The organism is Arthrobacter sp. AB6, from assembly GCF_031844545.1.
Taxonomy (GTDB): Bacteria; Actinomycetota; Actinomycetes; order Actinomycetales; family Micrococcaceae; genus Arthrobacter.
Genome location: NZ_JAUZVL010000007.1, coordinates 68,394 through 85,280, shown reverse-complemented (window position 1 = coordinate 85,280; position 16,887 = coordinate 68,394). Strand labels below are relative to the sequence as shown.

Annotated in this window: 15 protein-coding genes, 1 tRNA gene, 1 other RNA gene and 2 pseudogenes; 8 read left to right on the top strand and 11 right to left on the bottom strand. The window is 65.5% G+C overall.

Translation table 11 applies throughout. The features are described from left to right. Window positions 1–12 precede the first annotated feature (12 nt). Window positions 13–109: signal recognition particle sRNA small type (gene ffs, locus Q9R30_RS07850), an RNA gene on the bottom strand. Window positions 110–147: 38 nt separating this feature from the next. After that, on the bottom strand, window positions 148–471 hold the full coding sequence (locus Q9R30_RS07845) for a hypothetical protein (RefSeq protein WP_104996710.1): 324 nt from the start codon (window positions 469–471) through the stop codon (window positions 148–150). 309 nt (window positions 472–780) lie between these two features. On the opposite strand from Q9R30_RS07845, the gene Q9R30_RS07840 reads away from it, so the two are divergent. Continuing rightward, window positions 781–865: transfer RNA gene (locus Q9R30_RS07840), tRNA-Ser, on the top strand. A gap of 44 nt (window positions 866–909) precedes the next feature. On the opposite strand, the gene Q9R30_RS07835 is transcribed toward Q9R30_RS07840, so the two are convergent. Further along, window positions 910–1,815: an oxygenase MpaB family protein gene (locus Q9R30_RS07835; protein WP_311217247.1), complete on the bottom strand. Its 906-nt coding sequence runs from the start codon at window positions 1,813–1,815 to the stop codon at window positions 910–912. Between the two features lie 226 nt (window positions 1,816–2,041). On the opposite strand from Q9R30_RS07835, the pseudogene Q9R30_RS07830 reads away from it, so the two are divergent. Then, window positions 2,042–2,854, top strand: a pseudogene (locus Q9R30_RS07830) (M23 family metallopeptidase); the annotation flags it as partial. 71 nt (window positions 2,855–2,925) lie between these two features. Here the strand turns inward: Q9R30_RS07830 and Q9R30_RS07825 are convergent. Further along, the gene (locus tag Q9R30_RS07825; protein WP_311217321.1) at window positions 2,926–3,627 is read right to left on the bottom strand and encodes a hypothetical protein; all 702 of its coding nucleotides are present in this window, start codon (window positions 3,625–3,627) and stop codon (window positions 2,926–2,928) included. A gap of 117 nt (window positions 3,628–3,744) precedes the next feature. Between Q9R30_RS07825 and Q9R30_RS07820 the strand changes: the two are divergent. Together Q9R30_RS07820 and Q9R30_RS07815 are read left to right on the top strand one after the other, a co-directional pair. Beyond that, window positions 3,745–4,258 (top strand): annotated as a pseudogene (locus tag Q9R30_RS07820) (glutathione peroxidase). 165 nt (window positions 4,259–4,423) lie between these two features. Continuing rightward, complete coding sequence (locus Q9R30_RS07815) at window positions 4,424–5,353, top strand: phosphodiesterase (protein ID WP_104996712.1); 930 nt, start codon at window positions 4,424–4,426, stop codon at window positions 5,351–5,353. A gap of 8 nt (window positions 5,354–5,361) precedes the next feature. Here Q9R30_RS07815 and Q9R30_RS07810 read toward each other — a convergent pair whose 3' ends face one another. Both Q9R30_RS07810 and Q9R30_RS07805 read right to left on the bottom strand, forming a co-directional pair. Further along, entirely contained in the window at window positions 5,362–6,777 is a 1,416-nt protein-coding gene (locus Q9R30_RS07810) for a stealth family protein (protein WP_396136704.1), read from the bottom strand. A 277-nt stretch (window positions 6,778–7,054) separates the two neighbouring features. Then, window positions 7,055–7,984 carry a hypothetical protein gene (locus Q9R30_RS07805; protein WP_311217246.1) on the bottom strand — a complete coding sequence of 310 codons (930 nt, stop codon included), beginning with the start codon at window positions 7,982–7,984 and terminating at the stop codon, window positions 7,055–7,057. A gap of 148 nt (window positions 7,985–8,132) precedes the next feature. On the opposite strand from Q9R30_RS07805, the gene Q9R30_RS07800 reads away from it, so the two are divergent. Beyond that, window positions 8,133–8,432 (top strand): type II toxin-antitoxin system VapB family antitoxin, encoded by a 300-nt coding sequence (locus Q9R30_RS07800; RefSeq protein WP_199775313.1) that lies wholly within the window; start codon window positions 8,133–8,135, stop codon window positions 8,430–8,432. Beyond that, on the top strand, window positions 8,425–9,099 hold the full coding sequence (locus Q9R30_RS07795) for a LytR C-terminal domain-containing protein (RefSeq protein WP_104996715.1): 675 nt from the start codon (window positions 8,425–8,427) through the stop codon (window positions 9,097–9,099). Before Q9R30_RS07800 ends, Q9R30_RS07795 begins: the two co-directional genes overlap by 8 nt. 34 nt (window positions 9,100–9,133) lie before the next feature. On the opposite strand, the gene Q9R30_RS07790 is transcribed toward Q9R30_RS07795, so the two are convergent. Both Q9R30_RS07790 and Q9R30_RS07785 read right to left on the bottom strand, forming a co-directional pair. After that, on the bottom strand, window positions 9,134–9,784 hold the full coding sequence (locus Q9R30_RS07790) for a TetR/AcrR family transcriptional regulator (RefSeq protein WP_311217245.1): 651 nt from the start codon (window positions 9,782–9,784) through the stop codon (window positions 9,134–9,136). A 57-nt stretch (window positions 9,785–9,841) separates the two neighbouring features. After that, the gene (locus tag Q9R30_RS07785; RefSeq protein ID WP_104996717.1) at window positions 9,842–10,540 is read right to left on the bottom strand and encodes a DsbA family oxidoreductase; all 699 of its coding nucleotides are present in this window, start codon (window positions 10,538–10,540) and stop codon (window positions 9,842–9,844) included. Between the two features lie 227 nt (window positions 10,541–10,767). Between Q9R30_RS07785 and Q9R30_RS07780 the strand changes: the two genes are divergently transcribed. Both Q9R30_RS07780 and Q9R30_RS07775 read left to right on the top strand, forming a co-directional pair. After that, complete coding sequence (locus Q9R30_RS07780) at window positions 10,768–11,829, top strand: glycosyltransferase family 4 protein (RefSeq protein WP_311217244.1); 1,062 nt, start codon at window positions 10,768–10,770, stop codon at window positions 11,827–11,829. Window positions 11,830–11,884: 55 nt separating this feature from the next. Next, window positions 11,885–14,023: a glycogen debranching N-terminal domain-containing protein gene (locus Q9R30_RS07775; protein WP_311217243.1), complete on the top strand. Its 2,139-nt coding sequence runs from the start codon at window positions 11,885–11,887 to the stop codon at window positions 14,021–14,023. An 18-nt stretch (window positions 14,024–14,041) separates the two neighbouring features. Here Q9R30_RS07775 and Q9R30_RS07770 read toward each other — a convergent pair whose 3' ends face one another. The 3 genes from Q9R30_RS07770 to Q9R30_RS07760 are packed head-to-tail and all read right to left on the bottom strand — an operon-like array spanning window position 14,042 to window position 16,856. Continuing rightward, window positions 14,042–14,575: a GNAT family N-acetyltransferase gene (locus Q9R30_RS07770; protein WP_311217242.1), complete on the bottom strand. Its 534-nt coding sequence runs from the start codon at window positions 14,573–14,575 to the stop codon at window positions 14,042–14,044. Between the two features lie 30 nt (window positions 14,576–14,605). After that, window positions 14,606–15,601 (bottom strand): sugar phosphate isomerase/epimerase, encoded by a 996-nt coding sequence (locus Q9R30_RS07765; RefSeq protein WP_104996721.1) that lies wholly within the window; start codon window positions 15,599–15,601, stop codon window positions 14,606–14,608. A gap of 1 nt (window position 15,602) precedes the next feature. Beyond that, window positions 15,603–16,856, bottom strand: a complete 1,254-nt coding sequence (locus Q9R30_RS07760; RefSeq protein ID WP_396136703.1) for a Gfo/Idh/MocA family protein — start codon at window positions 16,854–16,856, stop codon at window positions 15,603–15,605. Window positions 16,857–16,887: the final 31 nt, after the last annotated feature.

Sequence of the window (16,887 nt, the reverse complement as noted above, 5' to 3'; positions counted from 1 at the left end):
CTGTGGGGGAATAGTAAAGACCCCCCATGCACCCGCCAGAGCCCATTTACCCTTGCTACCTTCCGGTCCTGGGGGAGTTCAACAGGATGACGCCACATGAGGGGCCGTCAGACACTTTACCCGAACTTCCGGCGCGACTCGAATCGATTAGCGCCAGCCCTCCACCGGCCAGCTCATAAAGGCTGGCTCCTCATAGGGATGCGCCGCCCGCAGCGCTGCAACCACAGCGTCGAGCAATGCCTGGTCAACCACGCATTCAATCTTGTCCTCGGCCGCCTCCTCCGGCTTTCCCACGTGCCCAAGGTACGGTTCGGAGCCTTCCAGGGGAGTGAAGCGGCCCGTCCCGGGCACGACGAACGAACAGTGCGAGTAATTGCCGATCCTGCCGGCTCCGGCGTTACCGATGGCCGCGAGGACCCGGTCCGTGTGGGAACGCGGGACGTAGACCACCAGTGCATGCAGCTCCTTCATGGTTTCCATCGTGCCCGAAAGCAGCCGGCAAGCGGACGAAACTCGTTGCTTATCCCGGCAACTCCCCGGATTATGGGTACATACGCCGATTGGGGCAATCTCCGATTGTGAGGTGCGTGGCCTGGCTGAACGGGCCGGACCCGGCAGCTCAACGGTGTCTGGGGAATGGACGCGTTGGGGGCGTCCATTTCGTGGTTAAAGTGACGGGCAGCCCTCTCAGGGCCTGTGGAGAACCAGCTTGTTCCGGCCAATTGGGCGATGCGGAAAACATCAGGTAACCTAGTATCTGCTTTTGATTCAGAAGCAGCTGGAGAATTCGCCTAGCGGCCTATGGCGCACGCCTGGAACGCGTGTTGGGTTAACGCCCTCGGGGGTTCAAATCCCCCATTCTCCGCCGGTGAGGACCCGGCTCCCGTTCAATCGGGGGCCGGGTCCTTTCTATTGGTGCGGCGTCATCCCGCCCTCCGCAGCCGCCACGCCCAGCCGCCGAAGCCGTTCCCTGGCGGCCAGCTCGCTTGGACCCCTGTGCCCCAAGGCCAGGCGTGCGACGCCGAGAACCAGCTTCGTTGCGAGCCTCACCGGCAGCGGCAGGGGACCCAGCCGGGGAACTTCCAGCCCGAGCATCCGGCGGTACCTTGGCTCCAGGCTGTATACAGCGCCCGCGAAGAGGAGCCGGTACCCCGGCCGCAGCATCCGGTTCAAGGGCGGGTTGCGGACGAATCCCACTGTCTCTGCCACACGGCCGTCACCCCGGAGATCACCGCTTTCGTACCAGCGGTCCAGCTGCCTGTGCATGTCCGCCTCGGTGAGCGGCGGATCCTCCACTCCCATCAGCCGGCCCGCCTGGGCCCACTCCCGGACATACGCGTCCGGTCCGCCGGGAATCGTGCCTCCCCACAGTTTGTGGGCCGTGAGGAAGGCGTCAGTGAAGGCCAGATGGATCCAGCTGGCCAGGTGCGGATCGTTGGCGCTGTAGGTGCGCTGTGCCCCCTGGTTGTCGCTGTAGCTGCCCTGGACGGCCTCGTGCAGCCGGCGCACCCTCCGTGAGGCGTTCCCGGCGGCGTCCTTGGAGCCGTAGGTCACCGTGAAGATCCAGCGGATGGTGTTGGCCAGCCTGCCCAGGGGATCCTCGCGGAAGTTTGAATGTTGGTGGACGCCGGCAAGGGCGCCAGGGTGCAGGGACTGCATCAGCAGGGCTCGGATTCCGGCGACGATGGGCGACATTGAACCGTGCACCGCCCATACCGCGGAACCGGGCAGGTGGTACCCCGGGTCATCGCCCTCCGCAAGATCCAATTGCCATTGCTGAACCCCTTCGGAACCGTTGCTGAAGGTTCGGACCAAGCGCTTCTTGATGGGGCTGAGGATGCTTTTGATGGTGCACGCCCTCCTGTGGAGAACTCGGCTGTCGAGCTTATCGTAAGCACGATTCAGCGAAGCTGCAGCCGAGTGGTCCGGTGGCCTTGGCGATGCTGCAGTCCGGTGTCTCCCCAAAAAACCCAAAGTGTGCCCGCTGCGGGGTTCACAGGGCAGCGACTGTATGTTCACATGGTAGGTACCCGTCAAGACAATGCGCGGGTGGCCACGTCCTGGAGTCAGTCTTTTGGGCACTCACGCGGTATCCGGGAAACACGATAAGAACCCCAATGGCCTTCGCCTGCATGGTGCGCGCACCGTGGCCGCCACCGGGGTGCTCGCCATCTCCGTCTGCGCGTTCAACCTCTCCGGCAGCAGCTCTGAACCGGGAACCGCCACGGCCTCCGTTGCCCATGCCGGTGCCGGTGCCGCGGGGAATCTTTTAGGTGACGGAACCGGCGCTGATGGCGGGACCAATGGCAGAGCGGCGGCGGGGGGTGCACCGCCGTCGGACGGCCTTGTAGCCGCTGCCCCCCTGGCTGTTGCCATCCTGTCCGATCCCCAAGCTGAAGCCGGTTTTCCGCGTCCGCTCCCGGGCAGCTCCGCCGAGGGTGCTCCGCCAGCGCTGACCGTTGAGCTGACAGGGTTGGGAAGGCCGCCGGCGGGTTATCTCATGGCGCCCCTCAAACTGCTGATTCCCACGTCGCCCTTCGGATTCCGGGTAAGCCCGCTCTCCGGGCTGGCTGGGGATTTCCATCTCGGCCAAGACTATTCGGCCCCGTGCGGCACCCCGGTCTACGCTGCGGATTCAGGCGTGGTCCGTGCGGCCGGATGGCATCCCTGGGGCGGCGGCAACCGGGTTGAAATCGATCACGGCAACGGACTCATCACCACCTACAACCATTTGGAGTCCATTGCCGTCCGCAGCGGTGACTCCGTCAGAGTTGGCCAGGCCATTGCCAGGGTAGGCACCACCGGGTGGTCGACGGGATGCCACCTGCATTTCGAAACAATCCTCAACGGACGCCACACGAGTCCGCTGCAATGGCGCCTGATGGCGGTATGGCCAGTCGGAGCCGGGCCCGCTGAGTCGCTGACCTACCTGCCAGGCACCAGTGTTCCGTCCATAGGGCCGGTGCCCATACGCTGGACCATCCCGATGGGGCAGGGCAGCAAGCCTCCTTCGGCCGCTCCATGGGCAAATTTGCCGACGACGGCGGCTGGCTCCTCCGCCGGGCCGGCATCCTCGTTGCTGCTGGCTGCGACGGTTGACCCGGGGGCGCCGTCGACGTCTGAGAGTGGGACGTCGTCGTCGCCGTCGCCGTCTGAGTTTGACCCGGGGACGTCGTCGCCGTCGCCGTCTGAGACCGGCACGCCGGTTCCAGTTGAACCTGCCCCGGTTGAGCCGGCTCCCACCCCCATCGAACCGGCACCGACCGAACCGGCGCCGACCGAACCGGCGCCGACCGAACCTGCGCCGGTTGAGCCGAGTCCGGTTGAGCCGGTTCCCCCGCCCAGCGAACCTGCACCGACCGAGCCGGCCCCGGTTGAGCCGGTTCCAGTTGAACCTGCCCCGGTTGAGCCGGTTCCCACGCCCATCGAACCTGCACCGACCCAGCCCGCCCCGGTAGAGCCGGTTCCGGTAATACCGGCCCCGGTTGAGCCGGTTCCGGTTGAACCGGCCCCGGTTGAGCCGAGTCCGGTAGAGCCGGTTCCCACCCCCACCGAACCTGCACCGACCGAGCCCGCCCCGATTGAGCCCGCCCCGATTGAGCCCGCGCCGACCGAACCCGCCCCCATCGAACCAGCGCCATAGGCAACCGGCCCCTCACCGGTGCCTTAAAAGTGCGCCGGGATCCTTGCAGGAAACGCCCAGCCCTGACCAATACCGCGGTCCGTTGGTGACGAATTCCATGCATGGACAACCTTTTGGGGAAGCGGTCTGTAACCGACCTGTACCGGATCCCGCTGACCCTGAACGACGGTGCCCCGACCGATTTTGGCAGGTTCAAGGGCAAAGCGGTGATGGTGGTCAACGTTGCCTCCAACTGCGGGTTCACGCCCCAGTACACGGGGCTTGAGACGCTGTATCAAAAATTCCGGGACCGGGGGTTTGAAGTACTCGGCGTACCGTGCAACCAGTTCGCAGGCCAGGAACCCGGCAGCGACAGCGAAATCGCCGAATTCTGCCAGCGCAACTTCGGGGTCACGTTCCCCCTCACCCTCAAGGCGGACGTCCGTGGCAGGAACCAGCACCCGCTTTTACGCGGAGCTCACCAAGTTCAAGAGCGGGCTGCTGCCCGGATTAGTGAAATGGAACTTTGAGAAGTTCCTGGTCAACAGGGACGGCCGGGTGGTGAACCGCTTCGCGCCAACCGTGGAGCCCGATTCGGCGGCGGTTATCGACGCCGTCGAGGAGGCCCTCTGTTGAAAAACGGGCCCTTCGCCGAACCGGGCGGCTGAAAAGCGCAGTTCTTTCATCTTTTTCCACATCAACTACGGCGATTTACCCAAAGTTTGCCAAATGTCTGATTGGATAAACATTACTGAAGGGTACAAGGGAAGCGCCGTTTCCCACCGAACCACAGAGGCAGCAATGGAGCACATCGAGGCCGAACATCCCCGGCCACGCCACTTCCTACTCCACCTGAGCGATCCCCACTTGATGGGAGGTCCGGATCCCCTTTACGGCGTCGTTGACAGCGAAGCACGCCTTATCCAGCTCTTCGAAGAGGTGAAGGCGTCCGGGGCGCGGCCGGAGGCCGTGATCTTCACCGGCGACCTCGCCGACAAGGGCGATCCTGAAGCCTATGTGAAACTGCGGGCAATCGTTGAGCCCGCCTGCGAGGAACTCGGCGCTCAGGTGATCTGGGCGATGGGCAACCACGACAACCGTGAAAACTTCCGGACGGGACTGCTGGACGAAGCCCCGAATGACGCGCCCGTGGACAAGAGCTACTCCGTCAACGGGCTGCGCGTCATCACCATGGACACCTCAGTTCCCGGGTATCACCACGGCGAGCTGAGCCCGTCGCAGCTGGACTGGCTGACGCGGCAACTGGACACTCCTGCCCCCGACGGCACCATCCTGGCGCTGCACCACCCGCCCATACCGTCCATCCTGGACCTCTCGGTCCTGGTAGAGCTGCGTGACCAGGCGTCGCTGGAGGCAGTAGTCCGGAACTCGGACGTCCGCACCATCCTCGCGGGCCACCTGCATTATTCGACCACGGCGAGCTTCGCCGGCATCCCTGTCTCCGTGGCATCGGCCAGTTGCTACACGCAGGACCTCAATGTTCCCGTTGGCGGCACACGGGGCCAGGACAGCGGGCAATCCTTCAACCTGGTCCACGTGTACGAGCACACCATCGTCCACTCGGTAGTTCCGCTGGGCCGTTCCACCACGGTGGGGGAGTACGTCTCCCCGGAAGAGACCGAGTTCCGGCTGGCCGCCGCCGGGATCCGGATTCCAGAAACCGCCAAGCAGCGGAACAGCGCGAAGATCGGGCTCCCCACAAGCCGGTAGGCCGCTGCCTACTTTTCCCAAGGCGCCTTGATGGGGAAGTACTTCTCCAGGAAGTCCGTGACCAGTTTGGCGCGCTCGTCGGCATCCACCTCGGGGAAGCTGCCGTCGTTCAGGCAGAAGAAATCCATGTTCCGCTTGGCCAGCAGCTTGGGCAGGTAATTCAGTCCCGTCCGCATGGTGGTGTCCACGTAACGGACCTTCGCCGCCGTCTGGGTCACCGCCCGGCCCGTCAGCAGGGCGTAGTAGTGGTAGAAGGAGTTGGTCACGGAGATGTTGTCCGCCGCCCGGAAGCGGCTGGCCGCCGTCTTCCGGAATTCCTCAGGGAACTCGCGCTCCATCTTCGCCACCACGCTGCGCCGCAGCGGCGCGGCTGTGTGCTCCAGGTGCCGGGTAGTGATGCGGCCGAACCTGTTCCATAACAGCTTGCGGTTGACACGGGCCGCGTTCTCGAACCCGCTCCGTTCTGCAGCATTCTCGCCCAGCCCGATCCGGGTCTCCGCCTCAATGAACTTGGTGATGCCGCCCGGCGTGAAGAACAGGTCCGGGCTGACCGGCCGGCCGAAAAACATGTCGTCATTGGAATACAGGAAGTGCTCGGACAGGCCTTCGATGTTGTGGAGCTGGCACTCCACCGCCTGGGAGTTGTGGGTGGGCAGCACGGAGGGGTCCGAGAAGAACTCCTCACTGCGGACAATGGTCACTGACGGGTGTTCCGCCAGCCACGCGGGTGCCGGTGAATCCGTGGCAATGAAGATGCGGCGGATCCAGGGCGCAAACATGTAGACGGACCGCAGCGCGTACTTGAGTTCGTTGATCTGCCGGAAGCGGGCCTCATGGTCATCCCCTTCGCCCAGGACAACGTCCTTCTGCTGGGCCCGGCGGGCGGCAATGTACTCAGGGGAGCTGCCGTCCACCCAGGAGAACACGAGGTCGATGTCGAAGCTGATGTCGCTGGCGTGGTCCGCGAACATGTTCTCGATGGTGGGCCAGGTGTGGCCATAGCGTTCAACGGTGCCGCGGACAGCGTCCTGCCGGAGCAGGGTCCTGCGCGTGAGGGAATTCTCGATCGGCAGGATGATCTCGTCGCCCTTGAAGGACCACAGCTCAAGCTGGACACCTGCGGAGGCACCGAACTCGAAGCCGCCGGCCGGCTCCACCCGCGGCCGGTACAGGCGGAAGATGCGCGCCTTCCGGTTGGAGGAGAGTTCGCCGTCTGCAACCAGCAGGGAGGTCTTCTTCTTGGCGTCCACGGTCATGGAGTAGAAGGGTTCGTCCTGGCAGGCTTCCACCAGGGCGGCCCTGAGCTTCTTCCGGTCTTTCCAGTCCAGGGCAACGACGGGACGGTCATTGTTGCCCCTGACCAGCAGGTAGGCCAGGCCGGCGTTGGCAAGCACATTCCTGACAAACAGCAGGTCCTCCACCATGGCCTGGTACGGAGTCCTGTTGTAGTTGATCAGCGCGATGCGGCCCTTGTGCGTGATGACGTCAGGGCGCGGGTTGAGGCGCTGCTCAGCTTCTGCGGAGGTGATTTCCGCGTGAAATTGTTCCTCTACGGATGCCTGGCCGCCGTAGTAGACCTCGTCTTGAACCGGTGCTTCTGTAATGATGGTCTCCGTGCTGCGTATTAGTTAGCGTTCCTATGTGCATGATAGCCCCGCCCGTAAAACGGCAGGGTCCGGGCAACCAATGCCCGGAAGGGGCTTAGGCGCCCAGCGCCTCCCGCCAGCTGCGCAGGAAAGCACCGCCGGCGTCGTCGTGGATTACGGACGCCCCAAGCCCCAGGTCCTCGGCGGTCAGGACTTGGTACGGTTTTTCCGGGATACCGTCCGCGGGCCGGACATCCACGTGCTTGACCGGGTGGTCGTTGTGGTGAAGCCAGTCAGCCATGGCATAGTCCGTGCGCGAATCGCCAACGGTCCGCCAGGCCTCCGGGGTGATGCCCTGTGCCGCGAGCAGCTCCACTGCCCGGCTGGCTCCCAGGTCCTTCCCAAGCCGCACCGATTCAATGTCCGTGGAAATGATGGTGGGGTCCACCCGGTAGTCAACCTCGTCGTCGGAATTGGGGGCGTGGTGGTCCAGCCGCACCACTCCCAGCCCGTGGCGGGCCATCAGCTCCATGGCGTCGGCGTCGAAGAGTTTTTGCTCCGCCAGGTACTCGGCGCTGGGCACCTCGATGTGCTGCTCCACGGACACCATGGCCCTCTTGGTTTCGTCAAAGAACATGTGCGCGGCATAGTCCTCTGCCACCATCCGCCGGATGTCGTCCCCGTAGGCTGCCGGCACGGCGAGTTCGCGGTCCACATGGATGGGGCCGGGCCCGGCCGCGGTGTAGCTGAACCAGACGGCGCCCTTCTCGCAGACGGCGTGGATGATGGTGCCTGACGGAATCCCGGCGGCGATCATGGGTTCCATGACCTGTTCCCTGATGAACGCGTCAGAGCGCCCGGTGTTGAAAACAACGGGGATGCCGGCGGCGGCGAGGGCCACCAGGTCATCGATGATCTCCCGCTTCACATCGCGGGTGACCGGACTTGCCACCGGCCCGTCCACGTCGAGCAGGAGTGCCAGAGGCGGCGTGGCGCGTGCATGGGCTCCTGGTGCGGACACGGCGGGGGACTCGGATGCTGTCATGCATCTATTCTCTCAGCAGCGCCGGGCGCGGGCTGTTCCCGGCGGGTATTGGGCACCGCATGTGACACATGGTCACTGTTTGGCCACAACCTGCAACAGGCACGCCCGGGCACTTTCGCTGGACGTGCAGGATGCCTAGTGTGGCAAGGTGATATTCAAAGCTGTGGGCGAGGGCCGCCCTTACCCCGACCATGGTTACATGACGCCCAAGGATTGGGCTTCGCTCCCGCCGCGGCCAGTCCGGCTGGATGAGCTGGTGACCACTAAGCGAACCCTTGACCTGGAAGCCCTGCTGGCCGAGGACTCCACCTTTTTCGGTGACCTGTTCCCGCACGTGGTGCAGTACCAGGGAACCCTGTACCTGGAGGACGGGCTGCACCGCGCCGTCCGCACCGCCCTGCACCAGCGCACCGCAATCCACGCGCGGGTCCTGGTGATAGATGGCTAGGAAGAAGCAGCAGGACGTCAGCGTCCTCCACGGCCACCGCGTTGTCACCGGCCCCGAGCTGCGGGCCACCTTTGAAGCGGCCCGCGAGGCCGACGATACGGCGCGCGTGCGCCGCCGGGCGCTGCACGGGGTTGTCCTGGTCCTTCTCATTGGCCTGATCCTGGCGGCCATCATTACCGCGCTGGCCATCATCGACGGACGGCTGAAGTTTCCCGCCGCAGCGCCGGCCGAGGAGGCCGTCTCCACCTGCCCCGCCGCCACTTTCGACTACACCCCCCACGACCAGATCAACCTCAACGTCTATAACTCCACGAGCAGGCCCGGGCTGGCCCGCTCGGTGGCGGATGAGTTCCTGGCCCGGAAGTTCGTGGTGGGGGCGGTGTCCAACATCGACGCCGGCTACCGTGGCATTGCGGCTGTGGTTTCCGGAGCCGCCGGCCAGGCCGCTGCCTTCAGTGTCCAGCGCAACCTGCCGGGTTCGGACTATTTCCAGGACAGCAGGACAGACGGAAGCGTGGACGTGATCCTCTCCCAGAACTACAGCGCCCTGGCCCCGCCCGAGCTCGTTGACCAGACACCCGGGAAGCTGAGCTGTCCGAGGGAAAGCCGGCGCATTGCCGACGACGACAAATGGCCCGTCATACCGTCGGCGGCGCCAACTCCGTGACGCGTGGCCAGCCGCCCGCCCACTGCGGTGCTGCTTAGCCCGCCACGGCGGGAAGCGGGGCCAGCCGGACGGGGCGGCCGTCGTCGTCGAACCTTGCCCCGGCGCCCAGCTGGATGAAGCGAACCGTCCTGGCCACCCGGGCTTCCAGTTCGGCGGGCTCATCGCTGCCCCGGGCCGCGCTGGAGGACAGGGTGCCCAGGATCAGCTGTGCCTGCTGGTTGACGTCCGCCACTGGGAGGTAGCCCTGTTCCATTCCGTCCCGCAGGATCCCCTGCAGCAGGATGCTCAGCTCGCCCACGTGGTTGGCGAGTTTGGCAAAGGACGACGGCGAGAGCACGGCTCCCATGGCAGGTCCCGGGGGGAGGTGGCGGCGGCTGAGGTCCACCACCTGCGCGCGGACGTACAGCGCGAGCCTGTCCACGGGGTTGTCCAGGCGCCCCAACGAGTCACGCAGTTCGGAGAGGAACTTTTCGGTCTCATCCAGGGCGTAGGAGATCAGCAGTTCTTCGATGTCCGCGTAGTAGTTGTAGACGGCGGTCCGGCCCACCCCGGCGTGCCGTGCAACGTCCGTCATGGTCAGCCCGGGCAGCCCGTGCGAAAAAAGGAGTTCGCCGAAGGCCGTAAGGATACGCCGCTGGGTGTCCGCTCGCTGCTCGGCGTTGGTGGCCGCTGAAATCCTGGGCATACAGACACTTTACCGCCGTGTGTCAGTAAACGCCCCGCCCCTTCCTGCTGCGCTTTCCTAGGCCGGGCAGCCGTCCGGTCCGCAGGCCTCCCCATCACCGGAGTTGACCATGACAAGGGGATTGGCTTCCTGCCATGCCTGGTTCAAGGCGGCAGTGAAGGTCCCGGCGGGTTGTGCCCCGGAGAGTCCGTACTTCCGGTCGATCACGAAGAACGGGACGCCGCTGATGCCCAGGGACCGGCCCTCCTCAAAATCGTAGCGGACTGCGTCCGCGTACTTGTCCGTGGTGAAGAGTTCATCCACTGCGTCGGGGTCGATGCCGAGCCCGACGCCGAGCGACGCAAGGTACTGCCGGCTGCCGATGTCCTTGCCATGCTCGAAGTGGTCGCTGAGCAGGCGTTCCTTTGCAGCGTCCTGCTTGCCGTGGGCAGCGGCAAGGTGGATCAGGCGGTGCGCGGTGAAGCTGTTTGCCACCACCACCGAGTCGAACCGGTAATTCAGGCCCTCGGCCTTCGCCTGGCCGGCAACGTGGCCGAACATCGCCGAGACCTGCTCCGCGGGGATGCCCTTGCGGGAGCTCAGGTACTCGAGTTCCGTGCCGTCATAGTGCTCGGGAAGGGTGGGGTCCAGCTGGTAGCTGCGCCAGGTGACGTCCACGTAATCACGGTGCGGGAAGGCCGCAAGGGCAGCTTCGAAGCGCCGCTTGCCAATAAAGCACCACGGGCAGGCAACATCGGACCAGATCTCTATCTTCATGCTGGAGGTAACCGCGGACTCCGGGCCGCCATTCCGGACCCGGGTGTTAGTTGCCGCACAGTGGGTCTTGTCTGCGGGCCGGTTCCGGGCAATAGTCAGACTGTGGGTTGAGCAGACGGCCCCTCGGGGTGTCAACCCGAACCAGCGCCGCGGGCCGGACGGTTTCCGCGGAACAAGGTGCCCGGCCCGCTGGGGAGCCCGGCCTGTCATTATCCTGGAGGTCAGGGATGCGGATAGGACTGGTTGCAGGACCGTGGATTTCGGTGCCGCCTGCAACATACGGCGGAACCGAAAGAGTTGTGGACAGCCTGGCCAGGGGCTTTGCCGCTGCCGGGCATGACGTGCTGCTGGCGGCACCATCTGACAGCACCTGCCCGGTGCCGAGGGTTCCGGGGATGCGGCCGTCGGCTCCGGAGGACCTGAACTTCACCCTCTCCGAACTGAGCCACGTGGCGCGCGCCTATGCGGGAATGGACGGCGTGGACATCATCCACGACCACACGATGGCCGGCCCCCTGTATTTACTGCGGCCGGAACGGACCCCTGTGGTGACCACCATTCACGGCCCGCTCAATTCACAAGCGCAGGACATCTACCGTGCCATTGCGCGGAAGGCGGCGGTCATCGCCATTTCCCGTGACCAGGCTTCGCACGCACCTGGCGTGCCCATCACCCGCGTGATCCATCACGGGATGGATCTTTCCTCCGTGCCGATGGGCTCCGGCCGTGGGGGCTATCTCTGCTTTGTGGGCAGGGCCTCCCGGGACAAGGGATTGCTGGAGTCAGTCATGATTGCCCGCGAGGCGGGAATACCGCTCAGGATCGCCGTCAAAATGCGTGAGCCGGATGAGATCCGCTATTTCCGTGATGCCATCGAACCCGTCCTCGGATCGAATGAGGAATTCGTGGGGGAAGTGGACGATGCATCGAAGTACCGGCTGATGGGTGAGGCGTTCGCCTTCCTCAACCCCATCCAATGGCCGGAGCCTTTCGGCCTGGTGATGATTGAGGCGCTGGCTACAGGAACCCCGGTGATCGGCACTGCGGTTGGCTCGGCAGCCGAAATCATCGACCATGGACGGACCGGGTACCTGGGGCGAACGGACGAGCTGGCCGGTTTCGTGGAGATGGCTGCGGGCCTGGACCGGGCGGTGTGCCGAAGGGCGGTGGAGGAACGCTTCAGCGAGGAACGCATGGTGAACGAGTACCTCCGGCTCTTCGAGAAGCTGCTGGCAGGGGAGGCCCCCTCGGGGGTTCCGGATGCGGTTGGTTTGCACCAGAATCTTTAAGGGACGGTCTTCCGAACCGTGGTAAGTCCGCCTCCCAGCAAAGGAGCCCTTTCCCTTGACTGCATGGAACGCCGACACCGAGGCCGCCGCATCCGAATCAGGTTCGGTGACGGTGCTGGAAGGATCCTCGTTCTGCATCTCTTCCGGCACTGGGGACATCAGTTCAGATACCGGCACGAACGGTGCTTTCTACCAGGACACGCGCATCATTTCCCACTGGATCCTCCGGGTTAACGGCTCCTTGCGCGAACCGTTGGCGGCGCAGCGGCCCAAGCCCTTCGAAGCCACCTTCGTTGGGAGGGCCCAGTGGCCGGACGGCCGGTTCGACAGCCCGCTGGTGGTCCGCCAAACCCGCCACATCGGCCCCGGCCTGCAGGACGACATCACGCTGGAGAACTACTCGGCGGAGGCTGTGGATTGCGACATCGAACTCCTTGTCGGTGCAGACCAGGACGATCTTTTCGACGTCAAGGTGGGCCGCACGTCCAAGCATGCTGAGGCCGCCCGCACGGTCCGCGACGGCCAGCTCGTAATCGAAAGCGCCCGGAACGGCCAACGGCGGGGAACGGCTGTCCGTGCCCGCGGCGCCGCGGTCAGCACAGACGGGCTCCGCTTCCGGGCCACCATTCCGCCGCGCGGCAAATGGGCCACCAGCATCATCGTGGTCCCCCTGATCAACGGGCAGGCCCCGGCGGACGCCTTCACCGAGAACGGGCTGCCGCACCACCGGGAAGGCGCCCGCCGGCACCGGCACTGGGAGCAGAACGTCCCGCTCATCACCGTTGCGGACGCCAACCTGCAGGCTCTGTTGAACCGCAGCCAAAGCGACCTGGGGTCCCTGCGGATCTTCGATCCGCACCACCCGGAACGGGTGGCCGTTGCCGCCGGGGCCCCCTGGTTCATGGCGCTGTTCGGCCGCGACTCCATCCTCTCCTCCTACATGAGCCTGATGGTGGACCCTAAGCTGGCGGCCGGGACGTTGCAGACCTTGGCTGGCCTCCAGGGGACGAAAGTGGACACGGACTCCGAGGAGGAACCGGGGCGCATCCCGCACGAAGTGAGGTTGGGCGTCACCGCGGGGCTGGCGCTGGGGGGCAGCGCCTATTACGGCACCGCTGACGCCACCCCGTTGTTTGCAGCCCTTGTTGGCGAGCTGAGCAGGTGGGGGCAGTCAAAGGACATTGTGCAGCCGTTGGTGCCCCACGTGGACAGGGCTTTGGAATGGATCGAGCGGTACGGGGACCGCGACGGTGACGGGTTTGTGGAGTACCTCCGGCCCAACGACCATGGACTCGTCAACCAGGGGTGGAAGGATTCCTGGGACGGCATCAACTTCGCGGACGGGACCATGGCCGAGGCGCCCATTGCCCTCTGTGAAGTCCAGGCCTATGTCTACTCCGCCTATGTGGGCCGGTCCCTGCTGGCCCGCTGGAGCGGCGACCGTGCGCTGGAACAGCACTGGGCTGAACGCGCCGCCGATTTGAAGACCGCGTTCAACGAGAAGTTCTGGCTGCCGGACAAGGGCTATTTCGCCGTGGCGCTGGATAAGGACAAGCGGCCGGTGGACGCGTGTACGTCAAACATGGGGCACTGCCTTTGGATGGGCATCGTGGACGAGGACAAGGCGGCCTCCGTGGTGGAGCACCTGATGTCCCCGCAGATGTTCACCGGCTGGGGGATCCGCACCCTCGGATCGGACATGGGTGCCTACAACCCGGTGAGCTACCACAATGGTTCTGTGTGGCCGCATGATTCGGCCCTGGTGGCCACCGGGCTGATGCGTTACGGGTTCGTGGAGGAAGCACGCAAGGTGGCCACCGGAATCTTCGACGCCGCTGAGCATTTTGACGGCAGGCTGCCCGAACTGTTCTGCGGTTTTGACCGGGGCGAGTTCTTCGGGCCGGTGGCGTACCCCACCGCCTGCTCGCCGCAGGCATGGGCGGCGGCGGCGCCGGTGCAGCTGGTCCGGGCACTGCTCCGTTTCGACCCCGTTTTCACGCACGGGGTAGTGCACCTGGCGCCGATCCTGCCGGAGGAGGTGGGCGAGTTCCGGGCCGAAAACGTGCTCCTGGACACCGCCCGGATCAACATCAGGGCGTCCGGGACCCACGGCACCGTGGAGGGGCTGCCGCCGGGCCTCAAGCTCCTGGCGGAACCGCGCCCGCCCCTGGCCTACCCGCCTGAGTACGCATAAGAAGGCGGTGGAGGCCGGTCACGGGAGGGCTCGCTCCAGCACGAAATCGTGCTCCACGATATGTCCCAGCCGGAACGACCTGGTTCCCACCTTGCGGAACCCTGACTTTTCGTAGAACCGGATGGCGCGGGCGTTCTGGCTGTTGACCCCGAGCCACACACCGGCTGCGCCTGATCCGGCCGCGGCCTGGAGGCTCGCGCGCATCAGCTCCGCAGCGGGGCCCAGGCCGTGGTGCCCGGGATGCACATAGCACTTGCTAAGCTCCACCGCCGGCGTCAGTGTCAGCACCGAGCACACCTCCGGGTCCTCCGCGGGGCGGGTCAGCAGGAGGCTGTACCCGCGGAGGGCACCCTCCACGTCGATCACCAGGACCGTGACGTCCGGGGCGCCGAGGTACGTCCGGAAGTGCCGTTCGCTGAGGGTGTTCGCCAAATGCGACGCAATGTCTTCAGGCGACGTCGACGGCGGGCACGCCAGCGGAAACGTGACGGCTGCCAGGGCTGCCAGCGCCTCGGCGTCGTCCGTTGTTGCAGGGCGGATGGTGTGGGTCATGCAGGGATTCTACGTGCGCGCCCCTGGGAGCTATTGCTTGAAGGCGGCGTCGAAGGAGGTGTTCGACGGCGGGAAGTCGAACTTTTTGAGGGCAGCCAGGGCTTCGGGGGCACCATGGAGGCGGTCCATGCCTGCGTCTTCCCACTCCACGGAGATGGGGCCGTCGTAGCCGATCGCGGACAGGGCGCGGAAGGACGCTTCCCAGGGGACATCGCCGCGTCCGGCGGAGACGAAGTCCCAGCCCCGGCGCGGATCGCCCCAGGGCAGGTGGGAACCCAGGACGGTGTTCCGGCCGGTCTGGCGGAGCTTGGTGTCCTTGCAGTCCACGTGGTAGATCCGGTCCTTGAAGTCCCAGATGAAGGAGACGGGGTCGATGCCCTGCCACATCATGTGGGACGGGTCCCAGTTCAGGCCGAACGCTTCGCGGTGGCCGATCGCTTCGAGGGTGCGGACGGTGGTCCAGTAGTCGTAGGCGATTTCGGAGGGGTGGACTTCGTGGGCGAAACGGACGCCGCATTCGTCGAAGACGTCCAGGATGGGGTTCCAGCGGTCGGCAAAGTCCTGGTAGCCGGCGTCGATGACTTTTTCCGGGACGGGCGGGAACATGGCCACGTACTGCCAGATGGAGGAGCCGGTGAAGCCGACGACGGTGTCCACGCCCAGTGCCTTGGCGAGCCTGGCGGTGTGCTTCATTTCCTCGGCGGCCCGCTGCCGGACGCCTTCGGGATCGCCGTCGCCCCAGACCTTCGCTCCGACGATGTCCTGGTGGCGGAAGTCGATGGGGTCATCGCACACGGCCTGGCCCTTGAGGTGGTTGGAAATGGCCCACACCTTGAGGTTGTACTTGTCCAGGATCTCGAGTTTGGACTCGACGTAGCCGGGTTCGTCCCAGCGCCAGGCGTCCAGGTGGTCGCCGGACACGGCAATTTCCAGGCCGTCATAGCCCCAGCCGGACGCCAGTTTGGCGACCTCTTCGAAGGGCAGGTCGGCCCACTGGCCGGTGAACAGGGTAAACGGGCGGGGCATGTCAGGCTCCTTCGGTGGTACCGGCTGTGCCGGCTGCCGGGGTTGCGGCGGGGGAGAGTTGGACCAGGGTGCTGTTGGAGGCGGCGGATTGCTCCACCGCGTCCAGGATGCGCTGGACTTCCAGTCCGTCGTCGAACGACGGCGATGGCGCGGTTCCGGAGCTGACGGCCAGCAGGAAGTCGCGGACCTCGTGCGTGAAGGTGTGCTCCCAGCCGATGATGTGGCCCTGCGGCCACCACGCATCCACGTAGGGGTGCTCCGGCTCGCTGACCAGGATCCTCCGGAAGCCCTGCTCCCGGGCGGGGGCGGTGGCGTCCAGGAACTGGAGTTCGTTGAGGTTTTCCAGGTCGAACCGGAGGGCTCCCTTGTCGCCGAAAACCTCGAGCTGGAGGGAGTTTTTCCGGCCGGTGGCCACCCGGGATGCCTCCACTGAGGCGATCGCTCCGGAGGCGAGGGACAGTGTTGCCCAGGCGGCGTCGTCGACTGTCACATCTTCAAGCCCGCTTGCAGGGCCTCGCGGGCTGGGGCGCCGGTTGACGAAGGTGTGCACACGGCCCGAGACTTCCGTGACCCGGTCATCGAGCAGGAACAGGACCTGGTCGATCGCGTGGGAGGCGATGTCGCCGAGCGCGCCGGAGCCCGCGGTTTCCTTCTTCAGCCGCCAGGACATGGGCGCCTGGTCATCCGCGAGCCAGTCCTGCAGGTAAGCGGCGCGGACGTGCCTGACTGTTCCGATCCTGCCCTCGGCGATGAGCTCCTTGGCCAGGGCGAGAGCCGGGACCCTGCGGTAGTTGAACCCGACCATCGACTGCACGCCCTTGGACCGGGCATGTGCTGCGGCAGCCGTCATTGCTTCAGCCTCGGCCATTGTGTTGGCCAGCGGCTTTTCCAGCAGGACGTGCTTGCCGGCATCCAGGGCGGCAATGGCGATTTCCGCGTGCATCCAGCCCGGGGCGCAGACGTCGATGATGTGGATGTCGTCCCGGTCCAGGACCGTGCGCCAGTCGGTGGCCGTTTCCGCCCATCCGTACTTGGCGGCAGCCTCCGAGACCGCGGCGGCGTCGCGGCCCACCAGGACCTTCTGCTCGAACGCGGGGACGTCGAAGTAGCTGGCGACGTTCCGCCACGCATTGGAGTGCGCCTTGCCCATGAAGGCGTAGCCGATCATGGCCACGCCCAGCGGAGGGTTGCCCGGACTGGTGGCGTCCAAGGTGGTGCTGTCCTTCGACAGCGGTGGCGTGTGCGGCGTCCTCATGGTGTTGCTCCTAAAGCTATTGTGGCTGGCC